The organism is Nonomuraea mesophila (genome assembly GCF_004352805.1).
Taxonomy (GTDB): domain Bacteria; phylum Actinomycetota; class Actinomycetes; order Streptosporangiales; family Streptosporangiaceae; genus Nonomuraea; species Nonomuraea longispora.
This window is the reverse complement of the sequence record NZ_SMLD01000170.1, coordinates 1-19,959: the sequence shown is the minus strand read 5'-3', so window position 1 is coordinate 19,959 and position 19,959 is coordinate 1. Positions and strand designations below refer to the sequence as shown.

Sequence of the window (19,959 nt, the reverse complement as noted above, 5' to 3'; positions counted from 1 at the left end):
GGGTGAGGGTGGGGGCGTGGCGCAGGATCGCCTGGTGCAGCGCGGCGACGTCCGGTGACGGGTCCACGCCCAGCTCCTCCGCCAGCCTGTCACGCAGCTCCCCGTACGCCGCCAGCGCCTCGCCCTGCCGCCCGCCCCGGTAGAGGGCCTTCATGTGCGCGGCCACCAGCCGTTCGCGCAGCGGGTGACGGGCCACCAGGGCGGCGAGGTCCACGGGCCGGCCGAGCGCGAGGTGCAGCTCCGCCTGTTCCTCCAGCGCCGCCAGTCGCGCCTCCTCAAGGCTCGCCGCCTCGGCCGCGGCGAAACCCGCGTCGGCGAAGTCGGCGTACGCGGGGCCGCGCCACAGCGACAGGGCCTCGTCGAGCTCCGCCGCACGCGCGTGGGGGCAGGTGGAGCGGCGGGCGAGCAGCGCGCGGAAACGGGCGGCGTCGCAGTCGTGAGCGGCCAGCGCGTACCCGCCGGGCCCAAGCGTGACCAGGGAGGGATCGCCGAGCGAGCGGCGCAGCTGGGAGACGCGGGCCTGCAGGGTGCCCGCCGGGTTGCGGGTGGGCCGCGCGCCCCAGAGGTCGTCGATGAGCCGGTCGGGCGTGAGCGGCCCGCCCCCGTGGGCGAGCAGGTCGGCGAGGAGCGCGCGCACCTTGTACTCGGCCACCCGTACGGGCGACCCGTCCTCCGCCCGCACCTCCAGGGGGCCGAGCACCGCGAAACGCACCACATCAGGACCAACCCGTAGCGTGCCCGAAGGAATTCCGAAGCGCCGTGCCGCAGGGTGGCGGGCATGAGTGATGTGACAGTCGTGGGACTGGGCCCGATGGGCTCGAAGATGGCGGAGACGTTCCTGGCCGCGGGCCACGGGGTGGCGGTGTGGAACCGTACGGAGAGCAAGGCCGGACCGCTGGCCGCCAAGGGCGCCAGGCGGGCGGCGACGGCGGTCGACGGCGAGTTGCTGGTGGTGAGCCAGACCCACTACCAGGCGATGTACGACAGCTTCGGGGACGCCCGGCTGGACGGCAGGGTGGTGGTCAACCTCAGCTCCGGTACGCCGGAGGAGCTGCGCGCGGCGGCCCGCTGGGTGGAGGGACGCGGCGGCGTCCTGGTCACGGGCGGCATCATGGTTCCGCCGCCCGGGATCGGCCGGGGGCGTACACGTTCTACAGCGGCCCCAAGGACGTGCTCGACCGGCACGCGGCCACGCTGGAGGCGCTGAGCGAGGTCACGTACGTGGGCGCCGATCAGGGCCTGGCGATGACGTACTACCAGGCCCAGCTGATGATCTTCTTCACGGGCTTGACGACCTTCATGCACGCCCTGGCCCTGATGCGCGCGGCGGGGGTCTCGCCGGAGGAGTTCCTGCCGTTCGCGCAGGAGACGTTCACGCAGCTGGGCAGCGACGGCCCGATGGGCTTCGCCAAGATCATCGCGACCGAGGTCGCGGCCGGGGTGCACCCGGGAGAGGACAACACCATGCAGATGCAGGCGATCGGCATGGGCCACGTCGTGGAGACCCTGGAGGAGGCCGGGCTGGAGACCACGGTGCCGAGGGCGGTGCATGCGTTGTTCGACCGGGCCGTCGCCGAAGGGCGGGGCGACGAGGGCATCAGCACCGTGATCCAGTCGATCAGGAAGCCCTGACCGGCCGTCCCAGGCCGCCGCCGGGCGGCGGCCTGGGAACGGGGGCTCAGTGGTTGGCGAGGAAGGCGAGCAGATCGTGCCTGGTGATCAGGCCGGCGGGCTTGCCGTCTTCCAGCACAACGGCCGCATCGGCCTTCTCCAGCGCTTCGACCGCACGCGCCACAGGTTCACCGCTGCCGATCGTGGGTAGCGGCGCTGACATGTGATCGGCGATGGTGTCGTCAGAGGAGATCCTGCCGTGATAGAGGGCTTCGAGGAGATCGCGTTCGACGATGGACCCGACCACCTCGGCCGCCATGACGGGAGGCTCCTCCTTCATCACGGGAAGCTGCGACACCGAGTATTCGCGCATGATCGCGATGACCGTGCTGACCGACTCGTACGGATGCGCGTGCACGAACTCGGGCAGCCCCGGCCCCTTGCGCGCCAGCACGTCGCCGACCACCCCTTCATCGGACGAGGTCCGCAGGAAGCCGTAGTCGGCCATCCAGTCGTCGTTGAAGATCTTGGACAGGTAGCCCCGGCCGCCGTCGGGCAGCAGCACGACGACCATGTCGTCGGGCCCGGCGGTGGCCGCCACCCGCAGCGCCGCCACCACGGCCATCCCGCAGGAGCCGCCGACCAGCAGCCCCTCCTCGCGGGCGAGCCTGCGGGTCATGGTGAACGACTCCTTGTCGGTGACCGCGATGACCTCGTCGCAGATCTTGGTGTCGTACGTGGCCGGCCAGATGTCCTCCCCGACGCCCTCCACGAGGTAGGGCCGCCCGGAGCCGCCCGAGTAGACCGAACCCTCGGGGTCGGCCCCGATGATCTTCACTCGGCCGTCGGAGACCTCCTTGAGGTAGCGGCCCGTGCCGCTGATCGTGCCCCCGGTGCCGATGCCGGCCACGAAGTGGGTGATGCGGCCGTCGGTCTGCTCCCAGATCTCGGGACCCGTCGAGTGGTAGTGGGAGTCGGGGTTGTTGACGTTGGTGTACTGGTTCGGCTTCCAGGCGTTGGGCACCTCGCGGGCCAGCCGGTCGGAGACCGAGTAGTAGGAGTCGGGGTGGTCGGGCGAGACGGCGGTCGGGCAGACGACGACCTCGGCGCCGTAGGCGCGCAGCACGGAGATCTTGTCCTGGGCCACCTTGTCGGGCACCACGAACAGGCAGCGGTAACCCTTCTGCTGCGCCACGATGGCCAGGCCCACGCCGGTGTTGCCGGACGTCGGCTCGACGATGACGCCTCCGGGACGCAGTTCGCCGGACGCTTCGGCGGCCTCGATCATGCGTGCCGCGATGCGGTCCTTGACCGAACCGCCTGGGTTGAAGTATTCGACCTTCGCGACCACCTGGGCGGGCACTCCCGCGGTGACTTTGTGCAGCCGGACGAGCGGAGTGTTCCCCATCAGGTCGACCAGGGAATCGTAAACGCGCACCGAGGTGTTCACCTTCTTTGCCGAAGCTTGATCAGCTTGCCTGTGGCCGAGGTCCCCAGGGGGTGGCGGGGCCTCGGTTAGTTTTCATGCAAACGCTACCGCCGAGTTCGACCGGGGAGGTCACGTACGTGGTGTGGGCAGCTGGCGTGGCGCGGGCGGCACGGAGGATCGCGACGGCGGCGGCACTCGGAGGCGGCGGGCTGACCGCACTGGGCGCCACGGCGTACGGACTGCTGATCGCCGAGGGGATGCTCGCGCGCAGGGTCATCGGGCAGCCGCACGGCCTGGACGGACCGGTCTGCGACGGCACCTACGGCGACTACCCCGGCCCGCCGCTGAAGCTGGCCATGCTGGGCGACTCCACGTCCGTGGGGCTCGGGGTGAGCGAGCCCGGCCACACCCCCGGCGTCCTGCTGGCCAACGGCCTGGCGGCGGTGGCGGAGCGGCCGGTGCGCCTCCTCGTGGTCGGCAGGTCGGGCACCCCGTCGGCCGAGCTGGGAGAGCAGGTCGACGCCGTGCTGCCCATGGGCCCCGACGTGGCGGTGATCTTCGTGGGGGCGAACGACATCATCACGCAGACACCCCCGGCGACGGCCGTACGCCATCTGACCAAGGCGGTGCGGCGGCTGCGGGACGCGGGAGCGGAGGTGGTCGTGGGCACGTGCCCCGACCTCGGCACGGTGCGGCCGATCGCGCAGCCGCTGCGCTGGGTGACGCGGCGCTGGAGCCGGCAGCTCGCGGCGGCGCAGACCGTGGCGGTGGTGGACGCGGGCGGCCGTACGGTGGCGTTCGCGGACGTTCTGGGGCCAGAGTTCGCGACAAATCCGACAGAAATGTTCGGACCGGATCGATTCCATCCATCTGACCGAGGTTACGCACAGGCCGCTTACGCGGTGCTACCGTCAGTGTGCGCTGCGTTGGAGTTGTGGCCTGAACCCACACCCGCACGTGGCGAAGCACTGCAACCGATTTACCTTGCGGCGGCTACGGCCGCGGAGGAGCCCGGCGCCGAGGTCACCGCGACCCGGGTCGACGGGCGGGCGACGGGCCTGCACGGCAAGTGGGTGACGTTGTTCCGCCGTCGGCTCGGCGAGCCGCTCAACGACGCCTGACCGCGGTCACCCTCCGAGCCCGAGCCGTCACTCCTCGTCCCTCTTTGGAGTGAATTGCCTGTGCTCCGGCCCCTGTGGAAATCGTCCATCGCCCTCGCGGGAATCCTCGCCGCGACCGCATGCTCCGGCAGCGACGCTGCCACGACGAGCTTCCCGACCTGGCACAACGCCGACGTCAACGCCGTCAGCCGGATGGCGGTGGCCGGCGGGGTGGTTGCCACCACGTCTTTGAAGCCCGGCGGCACACTCGAAACCGTCGCCATCGGCCTGCGCGACGGCAAACGCCTGTGGGCCTACCCTGCCACGATGGCCGGCCGGCTGCCCGGCATGGGCGTCTCCACCCCCGCGGTCGTGGAGACCTCCAAGGGCCAGAGCGTGGTCGTCGCGCTCGATCCCGCCAAGAAGGGCGCCTGGAACGCCACCCTGGTCGCCCGCGACGCCTACTCCGGGGTGCGCAAGTGGACCAGGCCGGTGCACTCCACGTTCGGGCCGCAACGCTGCGGCCCCTACGTCTGCCTGTCCGAGCACACCGCCCTGGCCAAGGCCCGCATGGTGGTGCTCGACCCGACCACGGGCAGGCAGCTGTGGAAGCTGCCCGGCATCGCCGAGGTGGAGTGGTCCGACGCGCGCCGGGTCCTGCTGCTGCGGCTGTCCGCCAACCCCATGATCGAGTCGTACGAGCTCAAGACCGGCAAGCTGCAGTGGCAGCAGCCCATCGAGCAGGCGCTCGGCCCCGGCATCGACATGTCGGGCGGGTGGGCGTTCGGCTCGACGGGCGGCAGGCTCATCGGCTACGTCGCCCCCTACACCGACCCGCGGACCAAGAAGATCTCGACGTTCGGGCTGTTCTCCATCGAGATCGCCGACGGGACGATCAACTGGATGCGGCCCTCGGTCGTACGCGTCTATCCCAGCGGCAACCCCGGCTACGCGCCGGTCGTCCGCCCGGTCGACCGGCAGGGCGCCTACGGCGGCTTCGCCCGGCTCGACTCGGAGACCGGGCGGGTGATCGGCCAGGTCACGGCCTCCGACGTGCCCGGCTCCGGCTGGTGGCTGGCCTTCCCCGACCAGATGGACAAACTGGGCTTCCTCCAGCACAACGCCAAGGGCTCGGCCTTCGACCTCGTCACCGGCAAGCAGGTGCCCGTGGAGGAACAACGCGGGTGGTCGTTCTGCGTCACCGACCCCAAGCCGCTGACGCTGCGCGGGCAGGCGCCGGGCTTCTACTCGACGGCCGCCGTCTGCGAATACGACCTCGGCACCGGCAAGCGCGTCTCGCCCGCCTCCGCGCCGCCGGCCTGGTTCACCGGCAGCCAGGACGGCTGGCGGTTGTGGCGCGACGAGAAGGGGACGATCCACGCCGTGAACGACCACACCGCCACAGCGCCGGGAATGTACGGATAGCGTGGCCAGTCGGGGCTTGCGCGTAGAACTGGAATATAGTTCTACTATTAGCGCCGACAAAGGAGGGGCCATGCCCGAGGCAGTCATCGTCGCAACCGCGCGTTCCCCCATCGGACGAGCCTTCAAGGGGTCGCTCAAGGAGATCCGGCCCGACGACCTGACCGTGCAGATGATCCAGGCGGCGCTGGCCAAAGTGCCCCAGCTCGATCCCACGTCCATCGACGACATCATGCTGGGGTGCGGCCTGCCCGGCGGCGAGCAGGGCTTCAACATGGCCCGCGTGGTGGCGGTGCTGCTGGGGCTCGACGACGTGCCCGGCACCACCGTGACGCGCTACTGTTCCTCCTCGCTGCAGACCACCAGGATGGCCTTCCACGCCATCAAGGCGGGCGAGGGCGACGTGTTCGTGTCCGCCGGCGTGGAGACCGTCTCGCGCTTCACCAAGGGCAACTCCGACTCGCTGCCCGACACCCAGAACCCGGCCTTCAGCGACGCCCTGGCCCGCACGCAGGCCTTCGCCGAGGGCGGACGCCAGTGGCACGACCCGCGCCAGGACGGCGACGTGCCCGACATCTACATCGCGATGGGGCAGACGGCCGAGAACCTCGCCCAGGTCAAGGGCGTCACCCGCCAGGAGCAGGACGAGTTCGGCGTACGCTCCCAGAACCTCGCGGAGAAGGCGCTGGCCGACGGGTTCTGGCAGAAGGACATCACACCCGTGACCCTGCCGGACGGCACCGTGGTGAGCAAGGACGACGGCCCGCGCGCCGGCACCACCTACGAGAAGGTCTCGACCCTGGCGCCGGTGTTCCGCCCCGACGGCACCGTCACGGCGGGCAACTGCTGCCCGCTGAACGACGGGGCCGCCGCCGTCGTCGTGATGAGCGACGTCAAGGCGGCGGAGCTCGGCATCACGCCGCTGGCCAGGATCGTGTCCACCGGGGTCACCGGGCTGTCGCCCGAGATCATGGGGCTCGGCCCGGTGGAGGCCTCGAAGCAGGCGCTGACCAGGGCCGGGATGGCGATCGACGACATCGACCTGGTGGAGATCAACGAGGCGTTCGCCGCCCAGGTGATCCCGTCGTACCGCGACCTCGGGATCGACCTCGACCGGCTCAACGTCAACGGCGGGGCGATCGCCGTGGGGCATCCGTTCGGGATGACGGGCGCCCGGATCACGTCCACGCTGGTCAACAGCCTGCAGCACCACGACAAGAGCATCGGGCTCGAGACCATGTGCGTGGGCGGCGGCCAGGGCATGGCGATGGTGCTGGAGCGCCTGTCCTGATCTCGTCCGTACGGCAGGCGGCGGCCGTCCGGTCGCCGCACGCGGCCGGCCACCTCAAGGGGGAACGGCCGCCGACCGGGTGAAGGGGGCTCGCCGCGACGCGAGCCCCCGTCGCCCGGTCTCCGTGGTGAACCGCCGGCCCGCCGCCTAACCGTGCTGGTCGGGGCCGGCGCGGGTCGGGGTGATGCGCAGGACGACGCGGCGCTCGCGGGTCATGGCGGCGCGGTAGTCGTCCCAGTCGGGGTGCTCCCCCGAGATGTCGCGGTAGTAGGCGACCAGGTGGTCCATGGCCTCGGGCAGCGAGATGATCTCGGCCGTGCCGTCCACCTGGATCCAGTCACCGTAGAAGCGGTCGGTGAAGGCGCACAACGAGACGCCGGGATCGCGGCGGGCGTTGCGCGTCTTGACCGCCGTCTCCCTGGTGCTGACGACGATGTGGCCGTCCTGAACGCCGACGACGACCGGCGACATCTGCGGGCGCCCGTCGGGGTGTCTGGTGAGGAGGATGGCGTGATGGTGGGTGCGGAGGAAGGCGAGTGCCTTGTCGACGTCCATCCCCTCATGATGTCGCGCCCGTGTGCAGCACACGGGCGCGAGGATGGTAGGGCTTAGACAAAGCCCATGCGGTTACGGCGGTGCCGCTCGTGCTCGTGAACGATCGCGGCGGCGTAGCCGTGGGTCAGCCCGTGCTCGTCGGCGAGCCAGTTGGCCCGCTCGGCGCATCTGAGGAAGCTCGGGCCGTTGTCGATGGCTTGGAACCACTCTGGGAGTTCGCGTCCCGTTATGGCCGGGACCCTTGCGATCAGCTTCGTCTGCGTCTCCGGTGAGTGGTTCAAGGACATGGGCACCTCCGCGTTTAAGGTTCCTTTCGTTGACACTGCAACACCGGCGTGCGAATGGCAAGCCCTGAGTCAGGCATCATTTTGTGACGGCGGGTAGATTTTCGGTCGCACACAGAGAGGGCCCCGCCTGGCGGCGGAGCCCTCCGGATGATGCGGGGACGAACGTCAGTCGCTGCTGCTGAAGTAGCTGACGAAGCGCAGCACCTCGAGGTAGATCCACACGAGGCTGAGCGTCAGCCCGAACACGCACTGCCAGGCGAACTTCTCCGGCGCGCCCTGCTTGACGCCCTGCTCGATGGCGTCGAAGTCGAGGAGCAGGAAGAAGCAGCCGATCAGGATCATGACGATGCTGAAGGCCCAGCCGATCGGGCTGTCGGTGCGCAGGCCGAGCCCGCCGTCGTTGAACAGGCCGACGATCAGGTTGACGAGCAGCAGGCCGATGGCCGCGATGGCGGCGGCGATGCCGAACTTCACGAGCTTGGGCGTGACGCGGATGATGCGCAACGAATAGACGGTCAGCACCGCGCCGAACGCGAATGCCGTGCCCAGCACCGCTTGGAGCACGATGCCGCTGATGGCGCCCTCGAACACGGAGCTGATCTTGCCGAGGAAGATGCCCTCGAACACCGCGTAGCCCAGGATGAGCGCCGGGTTGGTGCTCATCGTGAACGACGCGATCAAACCGATGATCAGTGCGACGATGGCCGCGCCGATGGCGACCATGGGCGGCACGTTGAGGACCCAGGCCGCGGCGGCGGCCAGGACGAGCACCCCGAGCGTGAGGAACCCGCGCACCACGACGTCATCGAGGGTCATGGTCCGGTGAGCGGGCCTGGCCGGCGGTGCGTACGACGGCGCGTCGTACATGTTCTGCAACTGGTCGGGTGACGGGGTGGGCCCGCCCCAGCCCGCGGCCTGCTGCCGCGACCTGCTGAATACGGGGTTCTTGCTCTCCATCGCTGCCTCCTGTGACGCCGAGCCTACGGGGCCTGGCGGCACCTTGGTCAACTGACGCGTCAGATCGATGTTGGTTCGGGACTTCGGCAGCGTTGACAACGAACGTGTCCGGCCCGGAGTTCCCAAGGTCAGCGGCGAGCTCGCGCGCCCGTCCTGGCCCCGCCGTCCGGAGCCCGTCCCCGGGGTCCGTGACGAACCCCTTCCGGTGCGTGATGATGGCGCGCGGCGCCTTTTCCTAGAGAAAAGGGCCGACCGGTTGTATTCCGTAGTCAACCATTCACGGTAAGAAACTCCCGAGGGACACAGAAAGCAGAAGGCGGGCGGTTTGTCAATATGATCGCGCTCTCCAGAAGTTTTTCAAGGAGCGCAATCGGCCGTACGTGTGCGCGGACGAGATCGCGGCCCCCGGACGTGGCCGTCCACCAGCGACGGAGCACAGGGAACGCGACAACTCCGTAACAAATTGATATCAACGGGGAAACGATCGAAGGGGTTCGTCCGACGATCGCGGCGAACCTCCAGGTCAGAGCCCTAAAGGCGGCGAAGATGGCAGGTGCCCCCGGCGGGATTCGAACCCGCACGTCAACCCTTTTAAGGGGTTTGCCTCTGCCATTGGGCTACGGGGGCGCCGCAATCATACGAAACGGACCATGCTTCCGAGGAGCACAACTTCGCATCAGCCGTCACAACTGTGATGACTGCGGTGAAGTGATAGTGCTCCCACCACTCTGTCCAAGAAGAGTAGACCGTCCAGATGGTCCAGTTGGTGCTGAATGCAACGAGCTTCCACGGCATCCGCCTCGATGGTGACCGGCTCGCCCGTGCCTGGCAAATGCCCATGTACGGTGATGCGCGTCGCACGACGTACGTCGGCGGTGATCCCGGGGACGGACACGCACCCCTCGCGCAGGTGGTCCCAGCGGGCGGCCGTCGCGAGCCGTGGATTGGCCACCACGAGCTCTCCGGTCCACGACCGGCTTCCAGGGTGGCGCCCGGCGTCAAAGGCGATCAGGCGCCAGCTCAGGCCGATCTGGGGGGCTGCCAGGCCGGTCGTGGAGGGCTCGTGGCGCAGGGTGGCGAGCAGATCGGCGGCGGCAGCCACGACTTCGGGGGCGGTCGGGTCCACCGGTTCGGCGGAGGCGGACAGCAGCGGGTGCGGGGCGTCGATCACCTCGCAGGGGCTTCCGTCCGCCGGCCGGGTCACAACAGGTCCGGTTCGACGGGACGGAAGGTGATCTCGGAGTCGAGGCCTGCGCCGACGGCGGCCAGCCTGCGCATGAGCGCCGCCACGTCCACCTCCTTCGGCAGCTCGACGTCGGCGATCAGCACGTAGAGCCGGCCGGTGAGCCTGGTGCTCATGCCGGTGATGTTGCCCCCGTCGGCCGCGAGCACGGCGCTGATGGCGGAGATGATGCCGGGCCTGTCAGGGCCGTGGACGGTGAGCACGTAGCCGAGACCGCCGCCGTCGTCGCAGAAGTGGCGGCGCGCCTCGATCGCCGAGGCCGTCACCACGAGGTCGGGCGCGCACAGGCGCTTGCTGAGCTCGGCCGTGTCCACCTCTCCCGACACGAGCAACATCATCGCCACGTGGCCGCCGAGCAGCGTCATGGTCGAGTCCTGGATGTTCGCCCCGCAGTCGGCGAGCGAACCGGTGACTGCGGCGATCACGCCGGGTCGGTCCACGCCGAGCACGGTCACCGCTGAGAGCCCCACCCGTGGTTCCCCTTCCGCTCATGCGACCAGGGGCGCCGCACGCCCCGGCGAGAACCACCGGGGCGCTGCCGTTCCCGGCCTAACGGCGAGTCGTCGCCACCGCGGCCCTGAAGCCGTCCCGCGGGTGCTCCATCTCACCCAGCGAGATCGTCTCCCGCTTGAAGAACAGGGCCAGGGTCCAGTCGACGACGACGCGGACCTTGCGGTTCAGCGTCGGCACCCGCGACAGATGGTAAGTGCGGTGCATGAACCATGCAGGGAATCCGCGAAGCTTGACGCCATAGACGTTCGCGACGCCTTGGTGCAGGCCCAACCCCGCCACCGATCCGACATACTTGTGGCGGTATTGCACTAGTTCCTGCCCGCGCAGGTACCGTACGACGTTGTCCGCCAGCACCTTCGCCTGGCGCACGGCGTGCTGGGCGTTCGGCGCGCAGTATTTCCCTGGGTCGGTCACGTCCGGCACCCCGGCCGCGTCTCCGGCCGCGAAGGCGCCCTGCGTGCCCGCGACGGTCAGCATGGCCGTGGCCTTGATCCGGCCGCGCTCGTCGAGCGGCAGGTCGCTGTCGCCGACCACCGTGCTGGGCTTGACGCCCGCCGTCCACACGAGGGTCTCCGCGTCGAACTCCGCGCCGTCGGAGAGCACCACGTGGCCGCCCTCGCACGACTCCAGGCGGGTCTTCAGCCGGACGTCGATGCCGCGCTCGCGCAGCTGCTCCAGGGTCCACCTGCCCATCTCGGGACCGACCTCGGGCAGCACCCTGTCGGTGGCCTCGACCAGCACCCAGCGCAGGTCGGACGGCCCGATGTTGCGGTAGTAGCGCGTCGAGTGCTTGGCCATGTCCTCCAGCTCGGCGAGCGCCTCCACGCCCGCGAAGCCGGCGCCGACCACGACGAACGTGAGCGCCCTGCGCCGCACCTCGGGGTCGTCGGCCGACTCGGCCACGTCGAGCAGGTGCAGCACGCGGTTGCGCAGCGCGATGGCCTCGCCCACGGTCTTGAAGCCGATGCCGATGTCGGTCAGCCCGGGGATGGGCAGCGTACGCGAGATCGACCCGGCGGCCATGACGATCACGTCGTAGGCCACCTGCCGCGGCTCGCCCTCGGCGGGCTGGAAGGTCACGGTGCGCTCGGCGTGGTCGACCTTGGTCACCGTGCCGTTGAGGATGTGCACCTTCGGCAGCACGCGCCGCAGCGGCGCGACCATGTGCCGGGGGGAGAGGTTGCCGGCCGCCGCCTCGGGGAGGAACGGCTGGTAGGTCATGTAGGACTGGGGATCGATGATCGTGACGCGCACCTCGCCGCTGCGCAGCTCACGGTGGAGTTTGCGCTGCAGCCTGAGCGCTGTGTAGAGGCCGACGTATCCTCCGCCGACGATGAGAATGTGCTGGTTCATCCTGAGGCCACATCCCTCGTGGAGTGCTTGTGAAAGCATTCACAAGCCTACGCCAAGCACGTACGGGGAATCCATCCCTGGCATGGTGCGACGCGTCACACCGCCAGTGACCTGGCACGGGAGAACAGATCGTCCAGCATCTGGGCAGTGACCCTGCCGGTGAAGGTGTTCTGCTGGCTCGGGTGGTAGCAGCCGAGCAGCGTGACGGGCACACCGTCGTACGCGATCTCGACCTCTGCCCCGTGCCCGAACGGCGGCCTGCTGCGCGGCAGCGCGTAGCCCGCGTCCTTGAGCGCCGGCCACACCGCCTGCCAGGCGTAGCCTCCGAGCGCCACCACCACCCGCACGTCCGGCGCGACCAGTCTCACCTCCCGCGCCATCCACGGGAAGCAGGTGCTCTTCTCCTCCGGCGTCGGCTTGTTCGCCGGAGGAGCGCAGCGCACCGGCGCCACCACTCGCGTGTCGATCAGCCGCTGCCCGTCGCCCGCGTGCGTGCTCGTCTCCTGCGCGGCCAGGCCGGTGCGGTGCAGCGAGGCGAACAGCCAGTCGCCGCTGCGGTCGCCGGTGAAGATGCGGCCGGTCCTGTTGCCGCCGTGCGCGGCCGGCGCGAGCCCCGTGATCAGGATCCGCGGGTGCTCGTCGCCCCAGCCGGGGACGGGACGGCCCCAGTACGTCTCGTCCGCGAACGCGCGCCGCCGCACCCTCGCGACCTCCTCCCGCCACTCCACCAGGCGGGGACAGGCCCGGCAGACCGACTGCCTGGCCGTGAGCTCCGCGAGGGTGTCGCTGGAGGCGGCCAGGCGGCGTACGTCCGCGGGGTCGAGCGCGACGGGGGTGTCAGGGGTCGCCGGGTCGCCCGGCCATCCGGTGCCGGGAGGTACGAAACTCATGACACCGATGGTGCCCGATCAGCGCGTCTTCTCGAGGACTCGGCGCCGGCGCGGGCGGGCCGGGTCGGAGAAGGTCTGCTCCGTCAGCGGCAGCGGGCAGCGGTTGAGAATCGGCTCGCCGCACGACCGGTCGACCGAGCAGCCGTGACACTCGAAGTCGGTGCACAGCGTAGTAGTGCCGACAAGAAACCGGGTGGCGCCTGGAGGCACCACCCGGTTCTCGGTTCAGCCGCAGCCGATCATTCGGACTACTTGTCCCTGGCCGGAGGCGAAGGCACCGGCGACGGCGAGTCGGTCGGAGTCGCCTTGGGCAGCGGAGCCGGAACAGCGCAGGGCGCGTAGCCACTCGTGGAGGAGTCGCTGTTGTTCGGGCCCGAGACCGACAGCGTCACGTTGCCGCCGTGGGCGTGCCGGCCCGTCAGCTTGTCCTTCGAGAAGGAGACGCTCTCCGAACCGCCGCGACGGCCGAACTCGGCCACACCGCTGGACACGGTCGCACCGTTGAGCGTCCAGCTCCACTTCACCCGGGCAGCGCCGGTCGAGCGGATCGTACCGGAGGCGCTCAGCGAGCACGAGTTCGTGGTCGACGCCGAAGCGGACGCGCTCACCTTGGCGCGGTGGTCAGGCGCGGGGAAGGACGGCTTGTCGTCCTTGCACCACACCTTGTAGTACGCGCGGTTGGAGTAAGCGGTGTCCGGACGGAGCACCTGCAGCTGCGCATAGCCACGCTGGCTGTGACGCGGCGCGAAGCTGAAGCCGACCTTGCGCGCGTGGTGGACCTTGACCTTGCCGTAGTCGACGACGTCACCGTTGAGGACCCAGCGGTAACGCACCCACGACGGGCGGTCGGTCTTGATGACGCCGGCGACGCCGATCCTGTCACCGGGGTTGCAGGAGCCGACGTACCTGCTGGGGTTGACCCAGGCACGCGCCGACACCTTCCGGTCGAGGTGCGTACGCACTTCCTTCAGCTTCTTCTCCGCCTCGCAGGAGACCGAGAAGTAGCCCTTCTTGGAGGTGACCTTCTTCGGGCCGAGGACCTGGACGGCCTCCCAGCCCTTCTTGATGTCCTCCTTGAAGGTGATGGACTGCTTGAGGGTGACCGTCCTGGTGCCCTTGCCCTTGAGCGTGATCGACTTGACCTTGCTCTTGGAGCCGTCACCGTGCAGCCATCGGTAGGCCAGCTTCGTCTTGCCCTTGACAGGCACCTTGACCTTGGCCGAGAAGTTGACCTTGACCGGGCAGGAACCTTCGTAACTGCGAGTGGAGGCCTTCGGCCGCGCGACCGTGACCTTGGAACTCGCCTTCGCCTTGGCGGAGGCGGCCGTGGCCTTGGTCGCCGCCTGGGCGGGGCTGGAGGCCAGACCCGCGGCCAAGGCGGCCAGCACCGCGGTCGACGCACCGATCGCCGCCGCTCTACGTGCCAACCCAACAGACATCATGTGAGTGTGCTCCATTCCTTGAGGGAAGAGGCGCTCGGGAACGGTCGCCACGCCAGCACCTTCCGTGCACAGCGATATGGCAAAGCCCCCGTATGCACCTTTACTCAAGCACAATACTGATCGCGCCCTCAACATGATGCATAGACCGGAAATGTCCGGATTTCTTCAGCTATCGCGCTATGGACCACGCAATACCGTCAAGGATGTCGTGTTCACTAACAACGACCTGCGGAAATACAAAACGGCGTACGATCCGGTCGAGAATGAGTGCTCCCGCGCCAATCACATCCACCCGTCCCGGGTGCATGACCGGAATCGCGGCCCGCTCACCGTGCGTCATCGCGAGCAGCCGCCGCGTCACGTCGTGCACCTGCTCGGCCGACAGGCGCGAATGGTGGATGCGGGCAGGATCGTAGGCGGGCAGATCGAGCGCCATCCCCGCCAGCGTCGTCACCGTGCCCGCCAGGCCCACGAGCGTGTGCGCCCGCCGCACGGGCACCGCCGACTCGACCCGGTCGAGCGCCGCCTCGATGTCGGCGACCACGGCCTCCAGAGCGGGAGCCGCCGGCGGGTCGCCGTCACGAAGATGCCGCTCGGTGAGGCGTACGCAGCCGATGTCCACCGACAGCGCCGCCTCGGCGTGCTCGGAGCCGACCACGAACTCGGTGGAGCCGCCGCCGATGTCGACCACCAGGTAGGGGGGCAGCGGCCCCTGCGGCACCTCGGTCTCGGGCGACAGGCTGACCAGGCCCTTGGTCGCGCCCGTGAACGACAGCTCCGCCTCCTCGTCGCCCGTCGCGACCTCCGGCTCCACCCCGAAGATCTCGCGCACGCCGGTCACGAAGTCCTGCCGGTTGGCCGCGTCCCGGGTGGCGCTCGTGGCCACGACCCGGGTCGCGCTCGCGCCGTGCCTGTCGATCAGCTCGCGGTAGGCGCGCATCACCTTGAACGTACGGTCGAGCGCGTCGGGAGCGAGCCTGCCGGTGCGGTCGACCCCCTGCCCCAGGCGGACGATCTCCATCCGCCGCTCGACGTCGTCCAGCACGTCCTCGCCGACGTCAGCGATGAGCAGGCGTACGGAGTTGGTGCCACAGTCGACCGCGGCTACACGCATGGGCCGTCACTCCACCATTCGGGCAGGGCGTCGAGCGCCTCCCTGCCGATCGGGTTGACGCCGGGCGCCGCCAGCTCGTGGGCGACGAGCGCGTGCAGGCACTTGACCCGCCGCGGCATGCCGCCCGTGCTCTGCATGTCGCGCGGCAGCGGCTCGAGCCCCTGCTCGCGCGCGGCCTGGTCGCGCCTGGCGACGTAGTCGTCGTGGGCGGCCTCGTAGGCCTGCGCCAGCCCGGGCTCGGTGGCCAGCCTCGCCTGCATCTCGCGCATCAGACCGGAGCCCTCCAGCGTGCCGATGGCCGAGGCCGCCTTCGGGCAGGTCAGGTAGTAGAGAGTCGGGAACGGCGAGCCGTCGGGCAGCCGCGGCGCGGTCTCCACGACATCGGGGTTGCCGCACGGGCAGCGGTGCGCCACGCCGCGCAACCCCCTGGGAGGCCGGCCGAGCTGCCGCTGCACGACCTCGGCGTCTTCAGCGTCCACCACGTTCCTTCCCGGTGACCGCCCGGCGCCCGGTGTCCTTGTCGGCGGCCTCGACGGACTCCCAGAGCGTCTGGTACCACGGCGGCACCGTCGCGGGCCGCTTCACTTCCGCCTGCTCCTTGCCCCGGTCGGGGTTCATCACGACATAGCACTTCTCGCCGGGGCCGCAGTAGTGCAGCCGCTCCTTGGCGGTCTTCTTGATCCAGTTGGGGTCGTTGCTCTGCCGGTCACGGGCCAGCAGGGCCTGCCGCTCCGCCTCCACCATGGCCTTCTCCTCCAGCGCCTCCGCGATGCTGCGGCGCAGGCTGATGTATTCGCGGACAGGGTAGGCCAGGCTCATCGCGATCGCGCACACCACGACGGCCAGGATGGCGGCCCGTCCGGTCAGTTGCGGTCTCTTCGCCATGTGCTGCACCCCCTGCTCGTTGCCTCATCTCCGGAGGCGGCCCGGCCACGTAAGGAGCCGCCGACAGGAGCCGCCGCCCACCGCGGCCGACCACCACCGCAGTCACGACCGCCGGCCACCGCGCACGCGCCGGCCCGGGCGCCGGCGTCTCCTCGTCCGAAACTAGCGCCGGAAGCGCGGGAAAGCCGCGCGACCCGCGTAACGGGCGGCGTCGTCCAGAAGCTCCTCGATGCGCAGCAGCTGGTTGTACTTCGCGACCCGGTCGGAACGGGCAGGCGCGCCGGTCTTGATCTGGCCGCAGTTGACCGCAACCGCGAGGTCGGCGATCGTCGTGTCCTCCGTCTCGCCGGAACGGTGGCTCATCATGCACCGGTAGCCGCTGCGGTGCGCCAGGTCGACCGCGTCGAGCGTCTCCGACAGCGTGCCGATCTGGTTGACCTTGACCAGCAGGGCGTTGGCCGTGCCCTCCTTGATGCCGCGCTCCAGCCGCTCCGGGTTGGTGACGAACAGGTCGTCGCCGACGAGCTGCACCTTGTCGCCGAGCGCCTCGGTGATGGCCTTCCAGCCCGCCCAGTCCTCCTCGTCGAGCGGGTCCTCGATCGAGACGAGCGGATAGCTCGCGACCAGGTCGGCGTAGAACTCGATCAGCTCCTGCGCCGACAGGCCCTTGCCGTCGATCGTGTAGACGCCGTCCTTGTGGAACTCGGTGGCGGCCACGTCGAGCGCCAGCGCGACGTCCTCGCCCGGCACGTAGCCGGCCCGCTCGATCGCCACCAGGATCAGGTCGAGCGCGTCGCGGTTGGACGGCAGGTTCGGCGCGAAGCCGCCCTCGTCGCCCAGCCCCGTGGCGTAGCCCTTCTCCTTGAGCACGCTCTTGAGCGCGTGGTAGACCTCGGTGCCCATGCGCACCGCCTCGCGGAACGTCTCCGCGCCGATCGGCGCGATCATGAACTCCTGGATGTCGACGTTGGTGTCGGCGTGGGCTCCGCCGTTCAGGATGTTCATCATCGGGACGGGCAGCACGTGGGCGTTGGGGCCGCCGACGTAGCGGAAGAGCGGCAGGTCGGCGCTGTCGGCGGCGGCCTTGGCCACGGCCAGCGAGACGCCCAGGACGGAGTTGGCGCCGAGCTTGGCCTTGTTGGGCGTGCGGTCCAGGTCGATCATGATCTGGTCGACGATGCGCTGGTCCTCGGCCTCGACCCCGTGGATCTCATCGAAGATCTCGTCGGTCACGGCGAGCACGGCCTTCTCGACGCCCTTGCCGCCGTAGCGGTTGCCGCCGTCGCGCAGCTCGACCGCCTCGAACTGGCCGGTGGACGCCCCGCTCGGCACTGCCGCACGGCCAGTGCTGCCGTCGTCGAGCACGACCTCGACCTCGACCGTCGGGTTGCCCCGCGAGTCGAGGATCTCGCGGGCGTATACGACCTCGATGGTAGCCACGGGATGCGCTCCTAAATCGAAAGGCAATATGCCATCAGAGCCTATCGGTACGCCCGCTCAGCGCGACGACTCCCACGTGCGTACGCGGTCCCGATAGGTGCGGGCGGCGGCCCGCAGCTCGGCCTCGGCGTCGAGCCCGGCCTCCGAGGCCCTGCGCGCCAGGTCGAACAGCTCCCTGGCCACTCCCTGGCCGACGGCGGCCGACAGCGCCTCCGGCGCCCCCGCGCGTGCGGCCCTGCGCAGGAGCTGGGCGGTGAGCGAGAGCGCCGGCTGCCCCATGGGCACGCCGTCGAGCGCCGACTCGCTGCCCTTGGCCGCCCGCTCCGCCGCCTTGATCGTCTCCCAGTTGTCGTTGACCTCGTCGGCGCTCTCGGCCCGCACCGAGCCGAACACGTGGGGGTGGCGGCGTACGAGCTTGCCGACGATGCCCTCGGCGACGTCGTCCATGTCGAAACCCTCGGCCACCCGCGCGTGGAAGACGACCTGCAGCAGCAGGTCGCCGAGCTCCTCGCGGAGCGCGGGATAGTCGCCCTGCTCGATCGTCTCCAGCACCTCGTACGCCTCCTCGAGGAGGTACGGCACCAGGGATTCGTGCGTCTGCCCGCGGTCCCACGGGCATTCGGTGCGCAGCCGGTCCATCACCGCGACCAGGTCGAGCATCCGCGCCCCCGGCAGGTCGTAGGACCCCGGCACCACCTCGATCAGCGGCGGCTCGTCGAGCCCGATGGCGGCGTTGCCCACCGCCCGCATGAAGGCCTCGTCGTCCTCGGCCAGCCACACGACCGTCTCCGCGACCGCCCTGCGGGCCAGCTCACGCGCGTCGGGCTCGACGACCTCGACCTCGACGCCGGCCTCGGCCAGGTAGGGGAGCTGGGGGTGGGCCGCGTCACCGGTCAGCACCGGCCCCGAGCGCAACGCCTGCCAGGCCTGGTGACTCAGCAGGCCTGGCGCGACCCTGGGCGAGGTGGTGACGACGATCAGCGGCACGGGCTAACCCTGCTGCGGCTGCTGCGGCTGGGACGCCTTGCCGAACCTGCCGTTGTCGACGAACATCGCCGGGTTCTCCTGCGAGCGCTGCGGGTTGAGCGCACCGTAGCGAGGGCTGAAGACGACCTTCACCGAGCCGAGCTCCTTGGTGAGCCGGTCGGCGCCGTCCTGGCCGCTGCCGAACCGCTGGCGCAGCTTCTCCAGCCCGGCGAGCGCCATGCCGTAGTCCTGCGCGTTCTGCGGCGCGCTGGCGGCGGGACCGAGCAACAGGTTGAGCTCGGCGGACGGGTATTGCCCCGGGTTCTTGAGCACATTGTCGATCTCCGCCTGGCTCACCTGCACGTTGTGGCGCTCCAGAACCTGCTTGATCATCAGCACGTCGGTCATGCGGCGCAGCACGCGCTGGCTGGCAGGTGTGTTCTGCTCCTGCTCCACCGCCTCCTCAAGGCTCCTGCCCGAGAGCGCGGCCTCCAGCTGCGGAGGCAGCTTGGCGTTGCGCAGGGCGGCTACGTAGGCCTTCGTCTCCTCGTTGAGCTCGCTCGCGGAGATGCGCTCGTTTCCCACCACGGCGGCGGCGCCGGCCTGCATGGGCGAGGAGCAGGCGGTCAGCGCGATGCCCGCCGCCGCGGCGGCCACTGCTACTCGTATCGACTTCACGTACGTCCCTTTCCGACCGTAAACCGCCGCTAGCTTACCCGTGCGGGCTCGAGGAACATCGCCTCGACCAGATCGCCACACCATTTGAGCAGGTCGAGGTCGCGTAGCGGCTGCCCGCCCAGCGGCTTGGTCTTGGGAACCGGGACCAGCAGAGTCTCCGCCGCCTGCTTGTATATCGCCTTCTTGTAGAGCCGGTCGAGCCGGACCTGCTGGGACTCCTGCAACCGCACCGGGCCGAACTTGATGTTCTGGCCTTGCAGCGTGACGTCGGACAGCCCGGCCGAGCGCGCCGCTATGCGGAACTTGGCGACCTCCAGCAGGTTCTCCACCTCCCTCGGCGGCCTGCCGTAGCGGTCGGTGAGCTCGGCGCGCACCTCCTCGATGTCGGCGGGCGAGGCGATGGCCGCGATCCGTTTGTACGCCTCCAGGCGCAGCCGCTCGGAGGTGACGTAGTCGTGCGGGATGTGGGCGTTGATCGGCAACTCGACCTTGACGTCGTGCTGCTCCTCCGGCGCCGCGACGCCCGACAGCTTGGCCTTCTGCTCCTGCACGGCCTCGGCCATCAGGCGTACGTAGAGGTCGAACCCGACGCCCGCGATGAACCCCGACTGCTCGGCGCCGAGCACGTTGCCCGCGCCGCGGATCTCGAGGTCCTTCATCGCGACGTACATGCCCGCGCCCATCTCGGTGTGCTGCGAGATCGTGGCGAGCCGCTCGTGCGCGGTCTCGGTCAGCGGCTTCTCCGGCGGGTAGAGGAAGTAGGCGTAGCCGCGCTCCCTGCCC

The 19,959-nt window shown here is 69.8% G+C and carries 22 protein-coding genes and 1 tRNA gene; 5 read left to right on the top strand and 18 right to left on the bottom strand.

The window, feature by feature from the left end:
* Nucleotides 1-712 (bottom strand): AfsR/SARP family transcriptional regulator (locus E1295_RS39410; RefSeq protein WP_132638960.1); only part of this gene is annotated, 712 nt, incomplete at its 3' end.
* 66 nt (nucleotides 713-778) lie between these two features.
* Between E1295_RS39410 and E1295_RS39405 the strand changes: the two genes are divergently transcribed.
* Nucleotides 779-1,207, top strand: coding sequence for an NAD(P)-binding domain-containing protein (locus E1295_RS39405; RefSeq protein WP_132638958.1), 429 nt, complete (start codon nucleotides 779-781; stop codon nucleotides 1,205-1,207).
* Nucleotides 1,171-1,632, top strand: coding sequence for an imine reductase family protein (locus tag E1295_RS39400; protein WP_132638956.1), 462 nt, complete (start codon nucleotides 1,171-1,173; stop codon nucleotides 1,630-1,632). Before E1295_RS39405 ends, E1295_RS39400 begins: the two co-directional genes overlap by 37 nt.
* A gap of 46 nt (nucleotides 1,633-1,678) precedes the next feature.
* On the opposite strand, the gene E1295_RS39395 is transcribed toward E1295_RS39400, so the two are convergent.
* Nucleotides 1,679-3,049 (bottom strand): cystathionine beta-synthase, encoded by a 1,371-nt coding sequence (locus E1295_RS39395; protein WP_132638954.1) that lies wholly within the window; start codon nucleotides 3,047-3,049, stop codon nucleotides 1,679-1,681.
* A 128-nt stretch (nucleotides 3,050-3,177) separates the two neighbouring features.
* Here E1295_RS39395 and E1295_RS39390 point away from each other — a divergent pair, with 128 nt between their 5' ends.
* The 3 genes from E1295_RS39390 (at nucleotide 3,178) to E1295_RS39380 (ending at nucleotide 6,853) form a co-directional block, all read left to right on the top strand.
* Nucleotides 3,178-4,161, top strand: a complete 984-nt coding sequence (locus tag E1295_RS39390; protein ID WP_246080896.1) for an SGNH/GDSL hydrolase family protein — start codon at nucleotides 3,178-3,180, stop codon at nucleotides 4,159-4,161.
* A gap of 60 nt (nucleotides 4,162-4,221) precedes the next feature.
* Nucleotides 4,222-5,565, top strand: a complete 1,344-nt coding sequence (locus E1295_RS39385) for a PQQ-binding-like beta-propeller repeat protein (RefSeq protein ID WP_132638950.1) — start codon at nucleotides 4,222-4,224, stop codon at nucleotides 5,563-5,565.
* Nucleotides 5,566-5,635: 70 nt separating this feature from the next.
* The gene (locus tag E1295_RS39380) at nucleotides 5,636-6,853 is read left to right on the top strand and encodes an acetyl-CoA C-acetyltransferase (RefSeq protein WP_132638948.1); all 1,218 of its coding nucleotides are present in this window, start codon (nucleotides 5,636-5,638) and stop codon (nucleotides 6,851-6,853) included.
* A 147-nt stretch (nucleotides 6,854-7,000) separates the two neighbouring features.
* Here E1295_RS39380 and E1295_RS39375 read toward each other — a convergent pair whose 3' ends face one another.
* The 16 genes from E1295_RS39375 to E1295_RS39300 all read right to left on the bottom strand — a co-directional run.
* Nucleotides 7,001-7,408 (bottom strand): PPOX class F420-dependent oxidoreductase, encoded by a 408-nt coding sequence (locus tag E1295_RS39375; protein ID WP_132638946.1) that lies wholly within the window; start codon nucleotides 7,406-7,408, stop codon nucleotides 7,001-7,003.
* Nucleotides 7,409-7,461: 53 nt separating this feature from the next.
* Entirely contained in the window at nucleotides 7,462-7,695 is a 234-nt protein-coding gene (locus E1295_RS39370; RefSeq protein WP_132328845.1) for a DUF4287 domain-containing protein, read from the bottom strand.
* A 165-nt stretch (nucleotides 7,696-7,860) separates the two neighbouring features.
* On the bottom strand, nucleotides 7,861-8,652 hold the full coding sequence (locus tag E1295_RS39365) for a Bax inhibitor-1/YccA family protein (protein WP_132638944.1): 792 nt from the start codon (nucleotides 8,650-8,652) through the stop codon (nucleotides 7,861-7,863).
* 554 nt (nucleotides 8,653-9,206) lie between these two features.
* A tRNA-Leu gene (locus tag E1295_RS39360) sits at nucleotides 9,207-9,279 on the bottom strand.
* Between the two features lie 49 nt (nucleotides 9,280-9,328).
* Nucleotides 9,329-9,823: a peptide deformylase gene (locus tag E1295_RS39355; RefSeq protein WP_220449114.1), complete on the bottom strand. Its 495-nt coding sequence runs from the start codon at nucleotides 9,821-9,823 to the stop codon at nucleotides 9,329-9,331.
* Between the two features lie 29 nt (nucleotides 9,824-9,852).
* The gene (locus E1295_RS39350; RefSeq protein ID WP_132638940.1) at nucleotides 9,853-10,365 is read right to left on the bottom strand and encodes a glycine cleavage system transcriptional repressor; all 513 of its coding nucleotides are present in this window, start codon (nucleotides 10,363-10,365) and stop codon (nucleotides 9,853-9,855) included.
* A 79-nt stretch (nucleotides 10,366-10,444) separates the two neighbouring features.
* A complete protein-coding gene (locus E1295_RS39345) occupies nucleotides 10,445-11,761 on the bottom strand; it encodes an NAD(P)/FAD-dependent oxidoreductase (RefSeq protein WP_132638938.1) in 1,317 nt (438 codons plus the stop codon).
* 95 nt (nucleotides 11,762-11,856) lie between these two features.
* Nucleotides 11,857-12,651: a uracil-DNA glycosylase gene (locus E1295_RS39340; RefSeq protein ID WP_132638936.1), complete on the bottom strand. Its 795-nt coding sequence runs from the start codon at nucleotides 12,649-12,651 to the stop codon at nucleotides 11,857-11,859.
* Nucleotides 12,652-12,899: 248 nt separating this feature from the next.
* Nucleotides 12,900-14,078, bottom strand: coding sequence for a hypothetical protein (locus tag E1295_RS39335; protein ID WP_132638934.1), 1,179 nt, complete (start codon nucleotides 14,076-14,078; stop codon nucleotides 12,900-12,902).
* A gap of 184 nt (nucleotides 14,079-14,262) precedes the next feature.
* Entirely contained in the window at nucleotides 14,263-15,207 is a 945-nt protein-coding gene (locus E1295_RS39330; RefSeq protein WP_132638932.1) for a Ppx/GppA phosphatase family protein, read from the bottom strand.
* Nucleotides 15,198-15,686 (bottom strand): DUF501 domain-containing protein, encoded by a 489-nt coding sequence (locus E1295_RS39325; RefSeq protein ID WP_246080894.1) that lies wholly within the window; start codon nucleotides 15,684-15,686, stop codon nucleotides 15,198-15,200. The genes E1295_RS39330 and E1295_RS39325 overlap by 10 nt, the downstream gene beginning before the upstream one ends.
* Nucleotides 15,676-16,092 carry an FtsB family cell division protein gene (locus E1295_RS39320; protein WP_132638927.1) on the bottom strand — a complete coding sequence of 139 codons (417 nt, stop codon included), beginning with the start codon at nucleotides 16,090-16,092 and terminating at the stop codon, nucleotides 15,676-15,678. The genes E1295_RS39325 and E1295_RS39320 overlap by 11 nt, the downstream gene beginning before the upstream one ends.
* 162 nt (nucleotides 16,093-16,254) lie before the next feature.
* A complete protein-coding gene (eno, locus tag E1295_RS39315; RefSeq protein ID WP_132638925.1) occupies nucleotides 16,255-17,532 on the bottom strand; it encodes a phosphopyruvate hydratase in 1,278 nt (425 codons plus the stop codon).
* Nucleotides 17,533-17,589: 57 nt separating this feature from the next.
* Nucleotides 17,590-18,519: a nucleoside triphosphate pyrophosphohydrolase gene (locus E1295_RS39310; RefSeq protein ID WP_132638923.1), complete on the bottom strand. Its 930-nt coding sequence runs from the start codon at nucleotides 18,517-18,519 to the stop codon at nucleotides 17,590-17,592.
* A gap of 3 nt (nucleotides 18,520-18,522) precedes the next feature.
* Nucleotides 18,523-19,176 carry a hypothetical protein gene (locus E1295_RS39305; protein WP_132638921.1) on the bottom strand — a complete coding sequence of 218 codons (654 nt, stop codon included), beginning with the start codon at nucleotides 19,174-19,176 and terminating at the stop codon, nucleotides 18,523-18,525.
* 29 nt (nucleotides 19,177-19,205) lie between these two features.
* A partial coding sequence (locus E1295_RS39300) for a TRCF domain-containing protein (RefSeq protein WP_342775947.1) occupies nucleotides 19,206-19,959 on the bottom strand: 754 nt, incomplete at its 5' end.